The 14,818-nt window shown below is 65.1% G+C and carries 13 protein-coding genes; 11 read left to right on the plus strand and 2 right to left on the minus strand.

Features of this window, described 5'->3' with window-relative positions:
- Nucleotides 1-93: 93 nt before the first annotated feature.
- Both ACKLNI_RS08450 and ACKLNI_RS08455 read left to right on the plus strand, forming a co-directional pair.
- Nucleotides 94-1,704, plus strand: coding sequence for an ABC transporter substrate-binding protein (locus tag ACKLNI_RS08450; RefSeq protein ID WP_413718625.1), 1,611 nt, complete (start codon nucleotides 94-96; stop codon nucleotides 1,702-1,704).
- 16 nt (nucleotides 1,705-1,720) lie between these two features.
- Complete coding sequence (locus tag ACKLNI_RS08455; protein ID WP_413718626.1) at nucleotides 1,721-2,290, plus strand: GNAT family N-acetyltransferase; 570 nt, start codon at nucleotides 1,721-1,723, stop codon at nucleotides 2,288-2,290.
- A gap of 22 nt (nucleotides 2,291-2,312) precedes the next feature.
- Here the strand turns inward: ACKLNI_RS08455 and ACKLNI_RS08460 are convergent, their stop codons facing one another.
- Entirely contained in the window at nucleotides 2,313-4,115 is a 1,803-nt protein-coding gene (locus tag ACKLNI_RS08460) for a divergent polysaccharide deacetylase family protein (protein WP_413718627.1), read from the minus strand.
- 131 nt (nucleotides 4,116-4,246) lie between these two features.
- On the opposite strand from ACKLNI_RS08460, the gene ACKLNI_RS08465 reads away from it, so the two are divergent.
- From ACKLNI_RS08465 to lexA, 7 genes are all read left to right on the plus strand, one after another.
- Nucleotides 4,247-4,828: an anthranilate synthase component II gene (locus ACKLNI_RS08465; RefSeq protein WP_413718628.1), complete on the plus strand. Its 582-nt coding sequence runs from the start codon at nucleotides 4,247-4,249 to the stop codon at nucleotides 4,826-4,828.
- Nucleotides 4,825-5,841: an anthranilate phosphoribosyltransferase gene (trpD, locus tag ACKLNI_RS08470; protein ID WP_413718629.1), complete on the plus strand. Its 1,017-nt coding sequence runs from the start codon at nucleotides 4,825-4,827 to the stop codon at nucleotides 5,839-5,841. The genes ACKLNI_RS08465 and trpD overlap by 4 nt, the downstream gene beginning before the upstream one ends.
- The gene (locus ACKLNI_RS08475) at nucleotides 5,838-6,479 is read left to right on the plus strand and encodes a uracil-DNA glycosylase (RefSeq protein WP_413718630.1); all 642 of its coding nucleotides are present in this window, start codon (nucleotides 5,838-5,840) and stop codon (nucleotides 6,477-6,479) included. The genes trpD and ACKLNI_RS08475 overlap by 4 nt, the downstream gene beginning before the upstream one ends.
- A 144-nt stretch (nucleotides 6,480-6,623) precedes the next feature.
- Nucleotides 6,624-7,439 carry an indole-3-glycerol phosphate synthase TrpC gene (gene trpC, locus ACKLNI_RS08480; protein ID WP_413718631.1) on the plus strand — a complete coding sequence of 272 codons (816 nt, stop codon included), beginning with the start codon at nucleotides 6,624-6,626 and terminating at the stop codon, nucleotides 7,437-7,439.
- Nucleotides 7,439-7,918 carry a cyclic pyranopterin monophosphate synthase MoaC gene (gene moaC, locus ACKLNI_RS08485; RefSeq protein ID WP_413718632.1) on the plus strand — a complete coding sequence of 160 codons (480 nt, stop codon included), beginning with the start codon at nucleotides 7,439-7,441 and terminating at the stop codon, nucleotides 7,916-7,918. Before trpC ends, moaC begins: the two co-directional genes overlap by 1 nt.
- The gene (locus ACKLNI_RS08490) at nucleotides 7,915-9,087 is read left to right on the plus strand and encodes a molybdopterin molybdotransferase MoeA (RefSeq protein WP_413718633.1); all 1,173 of its coding nucleotides are present in this window, start codon (nucleotides 7,915-7,917) and stop codon (nucleotides 9,085-9,087) included. Before moaC ends, ACKLNI_RS08490 begins: the two co-directional genes overlap by 4 nt.
- A gap of 90 nt (nucleotides 9,088-9,177) precedes the next feature.
- Nucleotides 9,178-9,870, plus strand: coding sequence for a transcriptional repressor LexA (gene lexA, locus ACKLNI_RS08495; protein WP_413718634.1), 693 nt, complete (start codon nucleotides 9,178-9,180; stop codon nucleotides 9,868-9,870).
- Here lexA and ACKLNI_RS08500 read toward each other — a convergent pair.
- Nucleotides 9,864-11,906, minus strand: a complete 2,043-nt coding sequence (locus tag ACKLNI_RS08500; protein WP_413718635.1) for a ComEC/Rec2 family competence protein — start codon at nucleotides 11,904-11,906, stop codon at nucleotides 9,864-9,866. The genes lexA and ACKLNI_RS08500 overlap by 7 nt on opposite strands.
- Nucleotides 11,907-11,974: 68 nt before the next feature.
- On the opposite strand from ACKLNI_RS08500, the gene gltX reads away from it, so the two are divergent.
- Nucleotides 11,975-13,375, plus strand: a complete 1,401-nt coding sequence (gltX, locus tag ACKLNI_RS08505) for a glutamate--tRNA ligase (protein WP_413718636.1) — start codon at nucleotides 11,975-11,977, stop codon at nucleotides 13,373-13,375.
- An 86-nt stretch (nucleotides 13,376-13,461) separates the two neighbouring features.
- Nucleotides 13,462-14,757 (plus strand): citrate synthase, encoded by a 1,296-nt coding sequence (gene gltA, locus ACKLNI_RS08510; protein ID WP_413718637.1) that lies wholly within the window; start codon nucleotides 13,462-13,464, stop codon nucleotides 14,755-14,757.
- Nucleotides 14,758-14,818: the final 61 nt, after the last annotated feature.

A 14,818-nucleotide genomic window follows, 5' to 3' on the forward strand; every position in this document is an offset into this window, starting at 1 on the left:
CGGTGAAGGGCTGTTTTGACGAAAGTTGACTTGCTTTCACCTTCTTGGACTGGTTCCTTGTGCTCAAAGAAGAATAATCAGGGAGACTTCTTCATGGACAAACGCAAGGAAACCTATCTCGCCCGTCAGGCAATGCGCCTGACAAGAGGCGAGATCAACCGCCGCCGCTTCATCATGTCGGCGCTGGCCACCGGGGTCACGCTTCCGACGGCGATGGGCCTGGCCGGCCGCGCAGAGGCGCAGACACCCAAGAAGGGCGGCGTATTCCGGATGGCGGTGGGCCACGGCTCGACCACAGACTCGCTTGATCCGGCGACGACCGAAAACGATTTCGGCACCACCGTGAACTATTCGCGTGGCAACTGCCTGATGGAAGTCGACAAGACCGGCAACCTGGTTCCCGAACTTGCCGAGAGCGTCGACACCTCGGACGCCAAGACCTGGGTGTTCAACCTGCGCAAGGGCGTCGAGTTCCACAACGGCAAGACGCTGACCCCCGAAGACGTGATCGCCTCGATCAACCATCACCGGGGCGAAGACTCGAAATCGGCCGCCAAGGGCCTTGTCAGCCAGATCACCGATATCCGGAAGGACGGTGACAACCAGGTCGTGTTCGAGCTTGCGGGCGCCAACGCGGACTTCCCCTACATCATGTCGGATTATCACCTGATCATCATGGCTTCGGCCGATGGATCGGTCGATGGACAGGATCCGAACGGCACCGGCGGCTATGTCGTCGAAACCTTCGAACCGGGCGTGCGCGCGATCTTCAACCGCCATCCGAACTACTTCAAGGACGGAGCCGCGCATTTCGACCGCTTCGAGCTTCTCTCGATCCTCGACGTGACCGCACGCCAGAACGCCGTGATGAACGGCGACGTGGACTATTCGGGCGATATCGACCCCAAGACCGTGGCGCTTCTGGGCCGCGTGCCGACGCTGGACATCCTGACGGCCACAGGCACCCAGCACTATACTTTCCCGATGCGCCTCGCGGTCGAACCCTTCGACAACTACGACCTGCGCATGGCGCTGAAATACGCGATCAAGCGGCAGGAACTGGTCGAGAAGATCCTTCTGGGCTACGGCGAGGCTGGCAACGACGTACCCGTCAACGCCTCCATGCCGTTCTTCAACACCGATCTGCCGGTGCATGAGTTCGACCCCGAGAAGGCGGCCGAGCACTACAAGAAGTCCGGTCACTCCGGTCCGATCCAGCTGTCCGCGGCCGATGCGGCCTTCGCCGGCGCGGTCGACGCCGCCCAGCTGATCGCGGCCTCGGCCAAGGAAGCCGGGATCGAGATCGAAGTCGTGCGCGAACCGTCTGACGGCTACTGGTCGAACGTCTGGAACAAGAAGGGCTGGTGCGCCTGCTACTGGTCGGGACGCCCGACGCAGGACTGGATGTACTCGTCGGCCTATGTCGCGGAAACCGAGTGGAACGACACCGCTTGGCGCGACACAGAAGCCGCCACGCGCTTCAACGAACTGGTTCTGCAGGCCCGCTCGGAAACCGACGAAGCCGCGCGCAAGAACCAGTACTGGGAAGCCCAGTCGCTGCTCCAGAACGACGGTGGTGCCATCGTCGCAATGTTCGCCAGCTATATCTCGGCGCATTCCAAGGCGCTGGCCCACGACGAGGCCGTGGCCGCGAACTGGGCCAACGACGGCAACAAGGCGCAGGAGCGCTGGTGGTTCGCTTGATGCGGACTGTGAATTCATGACAATGAAACGGCGCCCCTCGGGGCGCCGTCCTCGTTTGCAGGGCGATTTCCCAGCGATGATAAAGTCGGACCGGTTGAGGCTCTGCCTCTGGGATTCCGATCTGGCAGACAAGGCGAAGCGCACTGCGCTCGAAGCCGCGCTGCACCGGATTCTGACCCCGGGCGTCACGCGTCATTTGCCTGAAACGATGCAGCTTGGAGCCGCCGCAGACGCGCCTCGCGTCTGGATCGATGCCAGACGCATGGAATCTCAAGTCTTGCTGATCCGCGACCAAGACAGCGCCCTGATAGGCCTGATCCTTCTGGCGCCCGGTATCCCTATGTGCAGTGAGGACGAGGCCCACATCGGGTACCTTCTGGCGCAGCAGAGCTGGGGCAAGGGGGTCGCCACCGAGGCGCTTCAGGCGCTGATCCTTTGGCTTTCCAAACATCGGAGCGGCCGGCTCGTAGCCGGCGTCGACAGCGAGAACGCGGCATCCGCCCGCGTACTGGGAAAGCTGGGCTTCAAGCCCATGACGGAAAACACGCCAGGGGCAGCGGTGCTCTATTCACGCGACCTTGGTTAGGCCAGACGCGGAAGACTCCCGCCTATTCGCCCTCCAGCGCCACCGACACCGGTGCCAGCGTGACGTCGCCGCCCGCATCCGCGGCCCATGCTGAAACGGCTGCAATCGTGCCGGGACGGGCATGTCCGACCAGGATGACCGCGTCGCTCTGGCGGGCGCGGAAGGCTGCCCGATCGAGGGTGCGTCGGATCTGTTCGTCGGTCTCGTTGTCGTCGTCGAGCATGCGGAAGATGAGCCCGGTCGGAAGGCCGGCCCTTTCGGCCTGCTGATGCGCCGTGTTCAGACCGCGCGGGAAAGTGATCAGCCCGTGTCCGGTGTCGCCGATGACCGCAACGACCTGGGCCACAGCATCCCGGTCGGACTGGAAGCTGGAGCCGGAGACGTCCATCACCGCCACAGCCTCGGGGATTCGCTCGAGATTGACGCTCAGCGCCACCTCGACATCCTGCGGAGATGCACCGGAGGGCAGCGACGGTATCATCACGACCTCGCGCCCCGCGCGCCGGTATTCCGCCGCGATTGCTTCGGCCTCAGGCGAACCCGCATCGACCGCAAACCCCACGGTCTGTGGAAGGCGGCGCAGGTCCGCGTCGGACAGCGCTGCCGGCCCTTCGTGCAACAGCACGACGGAAACGACCGCCGCACCGGCAGGGACATCGAACTCCATGGCGAAGGCACGAAGCGCCGGCCCTTCCGCGGTCGCGGTCGCACCGGCACTGTCTTCGGTTCCGTCCTCTTCCGTTTCCGGCACCAAACCTTCGGTCGCGGGAGTGCCTGGCAGCCGACGCACCACGGGAATCGTGTCATCATCCCCGCCGATGGTGGGCAGGCGGTTGACCTCGACGCCTTCGGCGCGGTCCTGGAACGTCTCGACAGGCGTGAAGAACTGCGAGTCGCTGCCATCCACCGTCGCCACGCCCCCGCTGTCGGGCGTCTCGGCCACTTCGGGGGCTACGGCAGGCGCCTCGGGTTGTTCGGTCCGGGCGACATCGGGCTCGGGCTGCGAGACTTCAGGTGCCGAAGGCGGGGTTGGCGCAAGTACGGGCGCTTCCGGCTGCGCCGCATCGGGCTGCGCCGCAACGTCGGTATCAGCGGGGGCCGGTTCGGGTTCCGGCATGCGCACGCCCTCAAGCGTCGGCGCATCGCCGACCTGTGGCGCTGCGGGCGAAGCCGGTCCATCGCTCTCGGTCTCAATGGCCGGGGCGCTGTCGATCGACACCGGCGGGCTGTCGCCGGTTTCCGCCGGCAGCGCGGCGACCTCGGTTTCCGCGACGGGCGCGGTATCGGCGGTTGCGCCGTCGCTGACTTCCAGTCCCTCGGTCTCGGGGGCGTCCAGGGCCAGGGGCGAGGCGGTGTCTGTTTCCGGTGCGGCAATCGGCGTCTCGGGCGTCTCGAGCGACGGCGACGCCGGCACTCCGGCAAGATTGCCGGAACTGCCCACACGGTCGGCTTCACCGCTTTCGGGCGCCGCGACTTCATCGGCCACGGCCGGGACATCGCCCAGGCCCGAGGGCCCTTCGACGGAAGGCTGCGGAACGTCCAGCGACGATGTGTCAAAGGCGGGAGGCGTTTCCACAACATCCGTGGGCGGCAGCACGCCGGTCACGATCTCATCGGCGCCGGGCGTTTCTTCCGTTCCGGGAAGAACGGGCTCGGTCTCCACGCGCGCCTGATCGAATTCGGACCCGCCCGGCACATCGACCGGGCTTGCTTCGGGTTTGGGAAAACTGAGTTGCTGACGGTCCATCGTCTGGTTCGACACCAGAAGAAGGCCAGCGCCTACAACACCACCCCACAAAATGCCTGCAAGGAAGCCGCGTCCCAACGCACTCTCCTCCGCTCTGCTCAAATGCCAATGGGCGCCTTGACGATCTCCGGCGCCTCTCCCACAAGTATACCGGCGCTTTCGGGCGCTGACACCCCATATCTTCACGCCATCGTGCGAGAGACGCCAAAATGCTGCTACTGATCGACAATTACGACAGCTTCACCTTCAATCTCGTCCATTATCTGGGCGAATTGGGCGCCGAATGCGTGGTGAAACGCAATGACGCGCTGGATGTTCAGCAGGCGATGGCGATGAAACCTTCCGGGATCATCCTCTCTCCCGGCCCCTGCGACCCGGACAAGGCGGGCATTTGCCTGGCGCTCACCGAGGCGGCGGCGGAGACCGACACGCCCCTTCTCGGCGTCTGCCTCGGGCACCAGACCATCGGCCAGGCCTTCGGGGGTCGCGTCGTCCGCGCGGGCCAGATCGTGCATGGCAAGATGGGCGCGATGCACCACGACGGCAAATCGGTCTTCAAGGGCCTGCCCTCGCCGCTCTCGGCCACCCGCTACCACTCGCTGATCGTCGAGCGCGAGACGCTGCCCGACTGCCTTGAAGTCACGGCTTGGCTGGAAGACGGGACCATCATGGGCCTGATGCACAGGACAAAGCCTATTCACGGCGTGCAGTTCCACCCCGAGAGCATCCGCTCGGAGCATGGCCATGCCATGCTGAAGAATTTCCTAGACCTGGTTCCGGTACCCGCATGACTGACGCAATGAAGCCACTGATCTACGCCGCCTCCGAAGGCCCTCTCTCCCGCGCACAGGCCGAGGAAGCCTTCGAGATCATCTTCGAAGGCAACGCCACGCCCGCGCAGCTGGGCGGTTTCCTGATGGCGATGCGCGCACGCGGCGAGTCGGTCGCCGAATACGCCGCCGCAGCCGCCGTGATGCGCGCCAAATGCGCCGCCGTGCGCGCGCCCGAGGGCGCCATGGATATCGTCGGCACCGGCGGCGACGGCATGGGCACGCTCAACATCTCGACCGCTACCGCTTTCGTCGTGGCCGGCGCCGGCGTGCCGGTGGCCAAGCACGGCAACCGTAACCTCTCGTCCAAATCCGGCGCGGCAGATCTGCAGTCGCAGCTTGGGATTAACGTGATGGTCGGCCCGGAAGTGGTTGAAAAGGCTTTGAGAGAGGTCGGCATAGGCTTCATGATGGCGCCGATGCACCACCCGGCGATGAAACACGTCATGCCCGTGCGGATGGAACTCGGCTCCAAGACCATCTTCAACATCCTCGGTCCGCTGACCAACCCCGCCGGTGTCAAACGCCAGCTCACCGGCGCCTTCGCCGTCGACCTGATCTTCCCGATGGCCGAAACGCTGCAGCAATTGGGGTCCGAGGTAGCCTGGCTGGTTCACGGCCATGACGGCACCGACGAAATTTCGATCTCAGGCCCGACCGACGCCGCGATCCTGAAGGACGGGAAGATCCGCTCGGCCACACTTCACCCCGAGGATGCCGGCCTGCCGGTGCATCCCTTCCGCGACATACTTGGCGGCACGCCCGAGGAAAACGCGCAGGCCTTCCGGGACCTGCTCGAAGGCGCCACAGGCGCCTATCGCGATGCGGTCCTGCTGAACGCCGCCGCCGCGCTTGTCATCGCCGAGAAGGCCGCCGGCCTGAAGGAAGGCGTCGAGATCGCGGCCGAGAGCATCGACAGCGGCAGGGCGAAGGAAAAGGTCGAGGGGCTGGCCCGCGTCACCTCGGACGCATGACGCCGAAGCGCCTTGCCGGGTGGGCCGACCTGCCCTTCTTCAGCGACGACTGGCCCGCGCTTGCAGCCCGGATCGACAGCGATCCGCGCGAGGTCCTGCCGCCCGCATCCCAACGCTTCGCCGCCCTTGAACACACGCCGCCCGAGGCGACCCGCGTCGTCATACTTGGCCAGGATCCCTACCCGACCCCCGGCCACGCGCACGGGTTCGCCTTCTCGGTCACGCCGGACACGCCGCTGCCAAAATCCCTCAGAAACATCTTCCGCGAACTCGAGGACGATATCGGGGCCACACCGGCCACCGGGGACCTGACCCACTGGGCCGACCAGGGCGTTCTCCTCCTCAACACGGCGCTGACCGTGCCGTCGGGCGATGCAGGCGGGCACGTGGCGCTCGGATGGCAGCGGCTGACCGAGCAGGTTCTGGCCCGCCTCTCGGACCGGCCGCGCGCTTTTCTCCTCTGGGGCAAACATGCCCAGTCCATGCGGCAACACGTAACCGGAGCGGACCATCTCTTCATCGAGACCGCCCACCCCTCGCCCCTGTCGGCCTATCGCGGGTTCTTCGGCTCGCGCCCCTTCAGCCGGGTGAACGCGTGGCTCGAAGCCCAGGGCGATGCCGGAATCCGCTGGGCCTGACGCATCCTGCCGATAACGCCTTCTTTCCTCTTGGCGAAAATACTTCGGGGTGCGGGGCAGAGCCCCGCTGATCCTGCACCGCGGACTGGCACCGGCCATCAAGGGCGCTTTTCACCGCCCCGCCAACGCGCTATTCCCGTCCTCATGACAAACGTTCTCGACCGCATCAAAGCCTACAAGCTTGAAGAAATCGCCGCCGCCAAGGCACGGACCCCGCTTGCCGATCTCGAAGCCCAGGCCCGCGCGGCCGGCGCGCCGCGCGGCTTTGCCCGGGCGCTCTTCGCCGCTGCGGAGGCCGGCTATGGCCTGATCGCCGAAATCAAGAAGGCCAGCCCCTCAAAAGGTTTGATCCGCGCCGATTTCGACCCGCCCGCGTTGGCCCGCGCCTATGAGGCCGGCGGCGCGACTTGCCTGTCCGTTCTGACGGACACACCCTCGTTCCAGGGAGCCCCGGAATACCTGACCGCCGCGCGGAACGCGGTCTCGCTGCCCTGCCTCCGGAAGGATTTTCTCTACGACACCTACCAGGTTGCCGAGGCGCGCGCCTGGGGAGCGGACTGCATCCTGATCATCATGGCGAGCGTTACCGACGCGCAGGCGGCCGAACTGGAAGCGGCCGCATTCGACTGGGGCATGGACGTGCTGGTCGAGGTCCATGACGAGGAGGAGCTGGACCGCGCGCTGGCGCTTCGTTCGCCGCTTCTGGGCGTCAACAACCGCAATCTCAAGACCTTCGAAACCGATCTCGGCACCACCGAGCGCCTTGCCACCCGCGTGCCGGAGGGCAAGCTCCTGGTGGCCGAAAGCGGCCTTTTCACCCCGGCCGACCTGGCCCGGTTGGCCACCTCCAGCAACGCGCGCTGCTTCCTTATCGGAGAAAGCCTCATGCGCCAGGAAGACGTCGCCGCGGCAACCCGCGCGATCCTGGCCGATCCCGTTCCCGCGAAGGGAGCGGCGTGATGTCGGGCCTCACCCATTTCGACGCGCAGGGCCAGGCGCATATGGTCGATGTCTCGGAAAAGGCCCATACCGACCGTATCGCAGTGGCCGAAGGCTACGTCAGGATGACGCCGGAAACCCTTGATATGATTACAGAAGGACGCGCCAAGAAGGGCGACGTTCTCTCGGTCGCACGGTTGGCGGGGATCATGGGGGCCAAGAAAACCTCCGAGTTGATCCCGCTTTGCCATCCACTGCCAATCACGAAGGTTGCGCTGGAACTTACCGCTGATCCGGAGCGGCCCGGCGTCCGGGTCGAGGCGACCGTGAAGACCTCGGGTCAGACCGGCGTCGAGATGGAGGCGCTGACCGCCGTGGCGACTGCCTGTCTCACGATCTACGACATGGTCAAGGCTGTCGAGAAGGGCATGGTCATCGAGGATATCCGCCTCGTCCTGAAGGACGGCGGCAAGTCCGGGCGGTACGAGGCGCCGGCGTGATCTCCGTCGACGAGGCGCTGGGTCACATCTTCGACCTTGTCGTACCGACGGGGGTCGAGACTGTACCGCTGCGCTCTGCCGCCGGGCGCATCCTGGCGGCGCCGGTCGCCGCCGCACGGAACCAGCCGCCATTCGCCGTATCCGTCATGGATGGCTTTGCCATCGCCACGACCGATGCCAATCCGGGCGACGGATTCCATGTCATCGGAGAAGCCGCCGCCGGCCACGCCTACAAGGGCGCCGTTGGCCCTGGCGAGGCAGTCCGCATCTTTACCGGAGCGCCCGTTCCGGATGGCGCCGCGCGTGTCATCATACAGGAAGACGCCACGCGCGAGGGCGATTGGATTGTTCTTGGCGAGAAAATCGATTCAAAGCTGTATATCAGAGAGATAGGTGCCGATTTTAAGATCGGCCAAACCCTTGATCCGCCGCTTGTCCTTTCTCCTGCGCATGTCTCGCTCATCGCCTCGATGAACGTGCCCGAGGTGACCGTCGCGCGCCGACCAAGGGTGGCCCTGATCGCCACCGGCGATGAACTTGTCATGCCGGGCGAGACTCCCGGCCCCGACCAGATCATCGCGTCGAACAGTTTCGGCATTGCCGCCGCGCTGGAGCAGGACGGCGCAGAGACGCGCCTTCTGCCCATCGCGCGCGACAACGCGGCGAGCCTTGAAGCCTGTTTCGCTCTGGCGACCGGCACCGACCTGATCGTGACGATCGGCGGCGCCTCCGTCGGCGATCACGACCTCGTCGGGCAGGTCGCCGCCGACCTTGGAATGGAGCGCGCCTTCTACAAGATCGCGATGCGCCCCGGCAAACCGCTCATGGCTGGACGCCTGAATGGAACTCCGATGATAGGACTTCCCGGAAATCCCGTTTCTTCAATGGTTTGCGCTCATATCTTCGTACGACCTATGGTTCGCGCAATGCAGGGGTTACCCAAGGTCGCGCTGCCCATGCGCAGCGCACCGCTCGTGGCTCCCATCGGCCCGAACGGTCCCCGGCAGCATTACATGCGCGCAACTCTCTCGGACGACGGGATCACTGTCGCCGACCGCCAGGACAGCGCGCTTCTGTCAGTACTGGCCAGCGCCAACGTTCTGGCGGTCCGCCCACCCCATGACGGCAGCCGCGAGGCAGGCGACGAAATCGCATTCATCGAATATTAACCAATCATTGACACAAAAAGGGAACGAGAGTAGAACATCGGCTGAACACATGCGCGAATGCGCAGGGCCGAGCAGAGGAGGTTTGCATCAATGCTGACCCGTAAACAACTGGATTTGCTTGAATTCATCCACAGGCGCGTTCAACGCGACGGCGTTCCGCCTTCGTTCGATGAAATGAAGGAGGCGCTGGACCTGCGGTCCAAGTCCGGCATTCATCGCCTGATCACGGCACTGGAAGAGCGTGGCTTCATCCGCCGCCTCGCCCACCGCGCCCGCGCCATCGAGATCGTCAAGCTTCCCGACAGTCTCGACAAGGGAAAGACCTTCGTGCCTCGCGTCATCGAAGGCGACAGGCCCGACACGCCACCGCCGGCCCGCGCCATGCCGGTCGAAGCCCAGGCAATGGAACTGCCCGTCATGGGCCGGATCGCCGCCGGTGTGCCGATCGCGGCGATCAGCGAGGTCAGCCACCACGTCGCGGTGCCCGGCCAGATGCTGACCGGCAAGGGGCATCACTATGCGCTTGAAGTCAAAGGCGACTCGATGATCGACGTTGGCATCAACGACGGTGATATCGTGGTGATCCGCGAGACGAACACCGCCGACAATGGCGATATCGTCGTCGCGCTGGTCGAGGACGAGGAAGCCACGCTGAAACGCTTCCGGCAGCAGGGCGACACGATCGCGCTGGAGGCCGCCAACCCGGCCTACGAGACGCGACTGTTCCGCTCCGATCAGGTCAAGGTGCAGGGGCGCCTTGTCGGCCTGATCCGCAGCTACTGAGACCAGAGCCGCGCGCCCGCCACCTGGCGCGCGGTAACCATTCGGGGGCCTTCGGGCCCCACTTCTATGGCCAGTGCCCCGACCCGGTCTAGACGGACCGCGTCATAGACCTCGCACTCCGACGGAGCATCGACCGCGACGTTGACCACCACCGCGGCCGCCTCGCGGCAGCGGGCAACAGCCTCGGCCGCGGCGCGCTTGCCGGTGGCATGGAAAAGCGTCAGCCCTTCGATCTCCACGACCCGCACGGCGTCATCTCCGAATGCGGTGCGGCCGTGCGCCTCCGCCTGTCCGGCCCTGTCGCCATCGTTTTCAAGCCAGCTTGTCGCCGCGAACCCATCGCCTTTCGGCTTAGACAGGGCGCGGCCCTTGGGTGTCATCACCCCGACCAGCCCGCCGGATTGCGAGATCAGCGCCCGAGGCCGCTCCGCTTGCCCCCAGAGCACAAGAGCCAGCACCATCAGCGGCATCCCTGCCGCCCGCGCCCGGCCTCGAACGATGACGATCCAGAGCGCGCCGAGGGCCATCAACGGCAACACCGCAGGCCCGGGAGCGATCACCGCGCTGACCGATCCCGGCCAGCCCGAGACCGTGCGCGCCACGGAGAGGATCCAGAGGATCGGCCACTCCATCAGCTTCAGGCCGACCCAACCCAGCCCCAGGGGCGCGAGAACCGCCGACACCACCGCCGCCGGGATGATGACCGCCCCCATCAGCGGCACCGAAACGATGTTCGCGATCAGCCCGTAATGCGGCACCTGGTTGAAATGCGCCGCCGAGATCGGGGCGGTCGCCATTCCCGCAACGAAGGACGACAGGGCCACGCCCCCTGCGACACGTATCCAGGCAGGCCATCGCCCGGGCGACCACGCGCGTCCCTGCATGGCCCCGTAGACCGCGACAAGTGCGGTGGTCGCGGCGAAGGACATCTGGAAACCGGGGCCATAAAGCGCCTCGGGCCGCAGGCTCAACACGATCAGCGCCGCAACGGCCACTGACCGCAACGTGATCGCGCGGCGGTCCACCAGTACGGCGGCGAACATCACCGCCACCATGATGAAGGCGCGTTCGGTCGCGACATTGCCGCCGGAGAGCGCCAGGTAGACCGCGCCCGCGCACAACGCCGCGATGGCAGCGATCTTTCGTACCGGCCATCGCAGTCCGACACCTGGAAAGGAGGCAAGCCCCAGGCGCAGCGCGGAGAAGACGAAGCCCGTCAGAAGCCCCATGTGCAGCCCCGAGATCGCCAGAAGATGCGCGAGGTTCGAGGCCCTCAGCGCCTCCAGCACCTCCGAATCCATGCCGGAGCGGTCCCCGGTCGTGATCGCCGCCGCGAAGCCGCCCACGGGCGACGGCAGGGCGTCCTGAACGGCGCGCGAGATGTGCATCCGCAGCCTGTAGACGGCGAGAGACAACTCATGCCCCTCGTGCGGCGCGTAGGCCAGAACGGGAACGCGGGTGTAACCTACCGCGCCCAACCGCTGGAACCATGCCTGGCGGCGAAAGTCGTAGCCGCCGGGCTCGACCGCACCGGCCGGGGGCGACAGATGCGCCGTGGCGATGACTGTCAGGCCCGGTTCGGGCTCCAGGTAGCCTTGCACGCCATGGAGCGCGATCCTGACGCGCGCCGGGGTGCGCTCCCGCGGGACGTCCTTCAGCCGCACCCGGTCCAGCGTCAGGCGCACGGCGTCGGAGGCCGAACGGTCTATGGCAACGATCCGCCCCTCGACCGGGCCGTAGTAGCGGAACGCCAGCACGGGTTCCGCCACCGAATGCGCGCGCTGCCCTGCCACCGAGAACCCCGCCAGCGCCAGAAGAAGCGCGGTGATCACGAGTCGGCGACCCGGCCCCCGAACCCATCCGAGCCCCAGCAGAAACGCCATGACAGCCGCGACAGCCAGCCAGGAGCCGCGCCCCGGCTCCCACTTGAGCGCGAAGTAGGTAGCGATGCCAGAAGCGAAGAAAACAGGTGCCCAGGGAAAGAGAGCGCCCCTCTGCCCGTCCAGCCACGTCCCGCACTGCTTCAGAAGGCGCACCCTTGTCACCTCCGGGCGCGTTGAATACACCCGCGCGAGCCTAGGCCCTCATGCTTACCCAAAGGTTAATGCCCATGCCCGTCGTCACCCGCTTCGCCCCGTCGCCCACCGGATACCTGCATATCGGAGGCGCGCGAACGGCGTTGTTCAACTGGCTCTATGCGCGCCACACGGGCGGCAAGTTCCTCCTAAGGATCGAGGATACGGACCGCGCGCGCTCCACGCCCGAAGCGACCGAGGCCATCTTCAAGGGCCTGAAATGGCTGGGTCTCGACTGGGACGGCGACGCCATCAGCCAGTTCGAGCGCGCCGGACGTCATGCCGAGGTGGCCCGCGAGATGCTGTCCACGGGACGCGCGTACAAGTGTTTCTCGACGCCCGGGGAAATCGAGGCCTTTCGCGAAGCGGCGCGGGCGAAAGGCGAAAGCACGCTGTTCCGCTCGCCCTGGCGCGACGTTTCCGAGGCCGACCACCCCGATGCTCCTTACGCGATCCGCGTCAAGGCCCCCCGCGAAGGCGAAACCGTGATCCGAGATGCCGTTCAGGGCGATGTCACCATTCGCAACGACCAGTTGGATGACATGATCGTGCTGCGCTCGGACGGCACGCCCGTCTACATGCTGGCGGTGGTGGTCGATGACCACGACATGGGCGTCACGCATGTAATCCGGGGCGACGATCACCTGAACAACGCCGCCCGCCAGATGCTTGTCTACGACGCGATGGGCTGGGACGTGCCGGTCTGGGCGCATATCCCGCTGATCCATGGCGAGGACGGCAAGAAGCTCTCGAAGCGCCACGGCGCGTTGGGAGTCGAGGAATGGGCCGCCGAAGGTTATCCTGCCCCCGCCATGCGCAACTATCTTGCCCGGCTGGGCTGGAGCCACGGCGACGACGAGTTCTTCAACGATGCTCAGGCAATAGAATGGTTCGATCTCGGTGGCATCAAGAAGGCCCCGGCCCGTTTTGACACCAAGAAACTCGCCAACCTCTCGGGCCAGCATATCGCCGCGATGGACGATGCTGCACTCGTAGCAGGAATTCAGGAATTTTTGACACTTTCCGGTCAGGACAGGTTGACAGACGACAAGGCGGCGGAGTTGGAGGGTGCAATGTATTGTCTGAAAGAGCGTGCCAAGACATACCCGGAAATCATTGAAAAAGCGTCATTTGTTCTGACTTCCCGGCCGCTGGAGCCGGACGAGAAATCGGCGGCAGCGCTGGATTTGGTATCCCGTGGTATACTGAAAGAATTGACGCCGCACCTGCAAAATGCTAGCTGGACACGCGACACGCTGGAAGGGATCGTGAAGTCCCTCGCCGAAGCTCACGGGTTGGGTCTTGGCAAGCTCGCGGGACCGCTGCGCGCGGCGCTTGCGGGACGTTCCGTTACTCCCAGTGTCTTCGACATGATGCTTGTTCTCGGACGCGAAGAGACGATACTTCGGATCGCTGACTGCGCCGAGTGACAGGACGGTTCCGCCGCAAGGCGGGGGCGCTTGAATGAACCACGCTCGCCCAACGGGGGCGCAGCGTCCGAGGAGACAGGGAAAACATGGCTGACACGGGCAAAACTGCGAAACTCTCGTTTGACGGCAAGGAACTGGAACTGCCGATCCTGTCCCCCTCCGCGGGCCCCGACGTGATCGACATCCGCAAGCTCTATGCTCAGGGCAACATCTTTACCTATGACCCGGGCTTTACCTCGACGGCATCCTGTGACTCGACCATAACCTTCATCGACGGGGACAAGGGCGAGCTTCTGCATCGCGGTTACCCGATCGACCAGCTGGCTGAGAAATCGCATTTCCTCGAAGTCTGCTACCTGCTGCTTTACGGCGAACTGCCGACGGCGGACCAGTTGGAAGATTTCGAGAACCGCGTCACGAACCACACGATGCTGCATGAACAGATGCAGTATTTCTTCCGTGGCTTCCGGCGCGATGCGCACCCGATGGCCACCATGGTCGGCGTCGTCGGCGCGATGTCCGCCTTCTACCACGACAGCACCGATATCGCCGACCCCTGGCAGCGCGAGGTCGCTTCGATTCGCCTGGTCGCCAAGATGCCCACCATCGCTGCCTGGGCCTACAAGTACTCGATCGGGCAGCCCTTCGTGTACCCGCTGAACTCGCTCGACTACGCGTCGAACTTCCTGCGTATGTGCTTTGCCGTCCCGGCCGAGGATTACGAGGTCAACCCGATCCTCAGCCGCGCGATGGACCGCATCTTCACGCTTCATGCCGACCACGAGCAGAACGCCTCGACATCGACGGTGCGCCTTGCTTCGTCCTCGGGCGCCAACCCCTTCGCGTGCATTGCCGCAGGTATCGCCTGCCTCTGGGGCCCGGCCCATGGCGGCGCCAACCAGGCCTGCCTCGAAATGCTGCGCGAGATCGGCACGCCGAACCGCATCCCCGAGTTCATCGAGCGCGCCAAGGATAAGAACGATCCGTTCCGCCTGATGGGTTTCGGCCATCGGGTCTACAAGAACTTCGACCCGCGCGCGAAGGTGATGAAGCAATCCGCGGACGAGGTGCTCGATCTGCTGGGCATCGAGAACAACCCGACGCTTCAGGTCGCCAAGGAGCTTGAGAAGCGCGCGCTGGAAGACCCCTATTTCGCGGACAAGAAGCTCTATCCGAACGTCGACTTCTATTCGGGCATCATCCTCGACGCGATGGGCTTCCCGACCTCGATGTTCACGCCGATCTTTGCGGTCGCGCGGACTGTTGGCTGGATCAGCCAGTGGAAGGAAATGATCGCCGATCCGCAGATGAAGATCGGCCGTCCCCGCCAGCTGTACGTTGGCGAGACGACCCGCGATTACGTCGACGTCGAGAAACGCTGACACAGAAAAGGGCGCCCAAGGGCGCCCTTATTCTTTTCGAGAATTCAACAGGCCGGGCGCG

Origin of the sequence: Silicimonas lutimaris (assembly GCF_047314965.1) — a bacterium.
GTDB lineage: Bacteria > Pseudomonadota > Alphaproteobacteria > Rhodobacterales > Rhodobacteraceae > JAVJUV01.

Excerpts from the sequence above, each read along its gene's own strand:
- lexA (WP_413718634.1), top strand. The coding sequence starts at position 9,178 with ATGCTGACCCGTAAACAACTGGATTTGCTTGAATTCATCCACAGGCGC.
- gltX (WP_413718636.1), top strand. The coding sequence starts at position 11,975 with ATGCCCATGCCCGTCGTCACCCGCTTCGCCCCGTCGCCCACCGGATAC.
- trpD (WP_413718629.1), top strand. The coding sequence starts at position 4,825 with ATGACTGACGCAATGAAGCCACTGATCTACGCCGCCTCCGAAGGCCCT.
- moaC (WP_413718632.1), top strand. The coding sequence starts at position 7,439 with ATGTCGGGCCTCACCCATTTCGACGCGCAGGGCCAGGCGCATATGGTC.
- ACKLNI_RS08475 (WP_413718630.1), top strand. The coding sequence starts at position 5,838 with ATGACGCCGAAGCGCCTTGCCGGGTGGGCCGACCTGCCCTTCTTCAGC.
- ACKLNI_RS08450 (WP_413718625.1), top strand. The coding sequence starts at position 94 with ATGGACAAACGCAAGGAAACCTATCTCGCCCGTCAGGCAATGCGCCTG.
- trpC (WP_413718631.1), top strand. The coding sequence starts at position 6,624 with ATGACAAACGTTCTCGACCGCATCAAAGCCTACAAGCTTGAAGAAATC.
- gltA (WP_413718637.1), top strand. The coding sequence starts at position 13,462 with ATGGCTGACACGGGCAAAACTGCGAAACTCTCGTTTGACGGCAAGGAA.
- ACKLNI_RS08465 (WP_413718628.1), top strand. The coding sequence starts at position 4,247 with ATGCTGCTACTGATCGACAATTACGACAGCTTCACCTTCAATCTCGTC.
- ACKLNI_RS08455 (WP_413718626.1), top strand. The coding sequence starts at position 1,721 with ATGACAATGAAACGGCGCCCCTCGGGGCGCCGTCCTCGTTTGCAGGGC.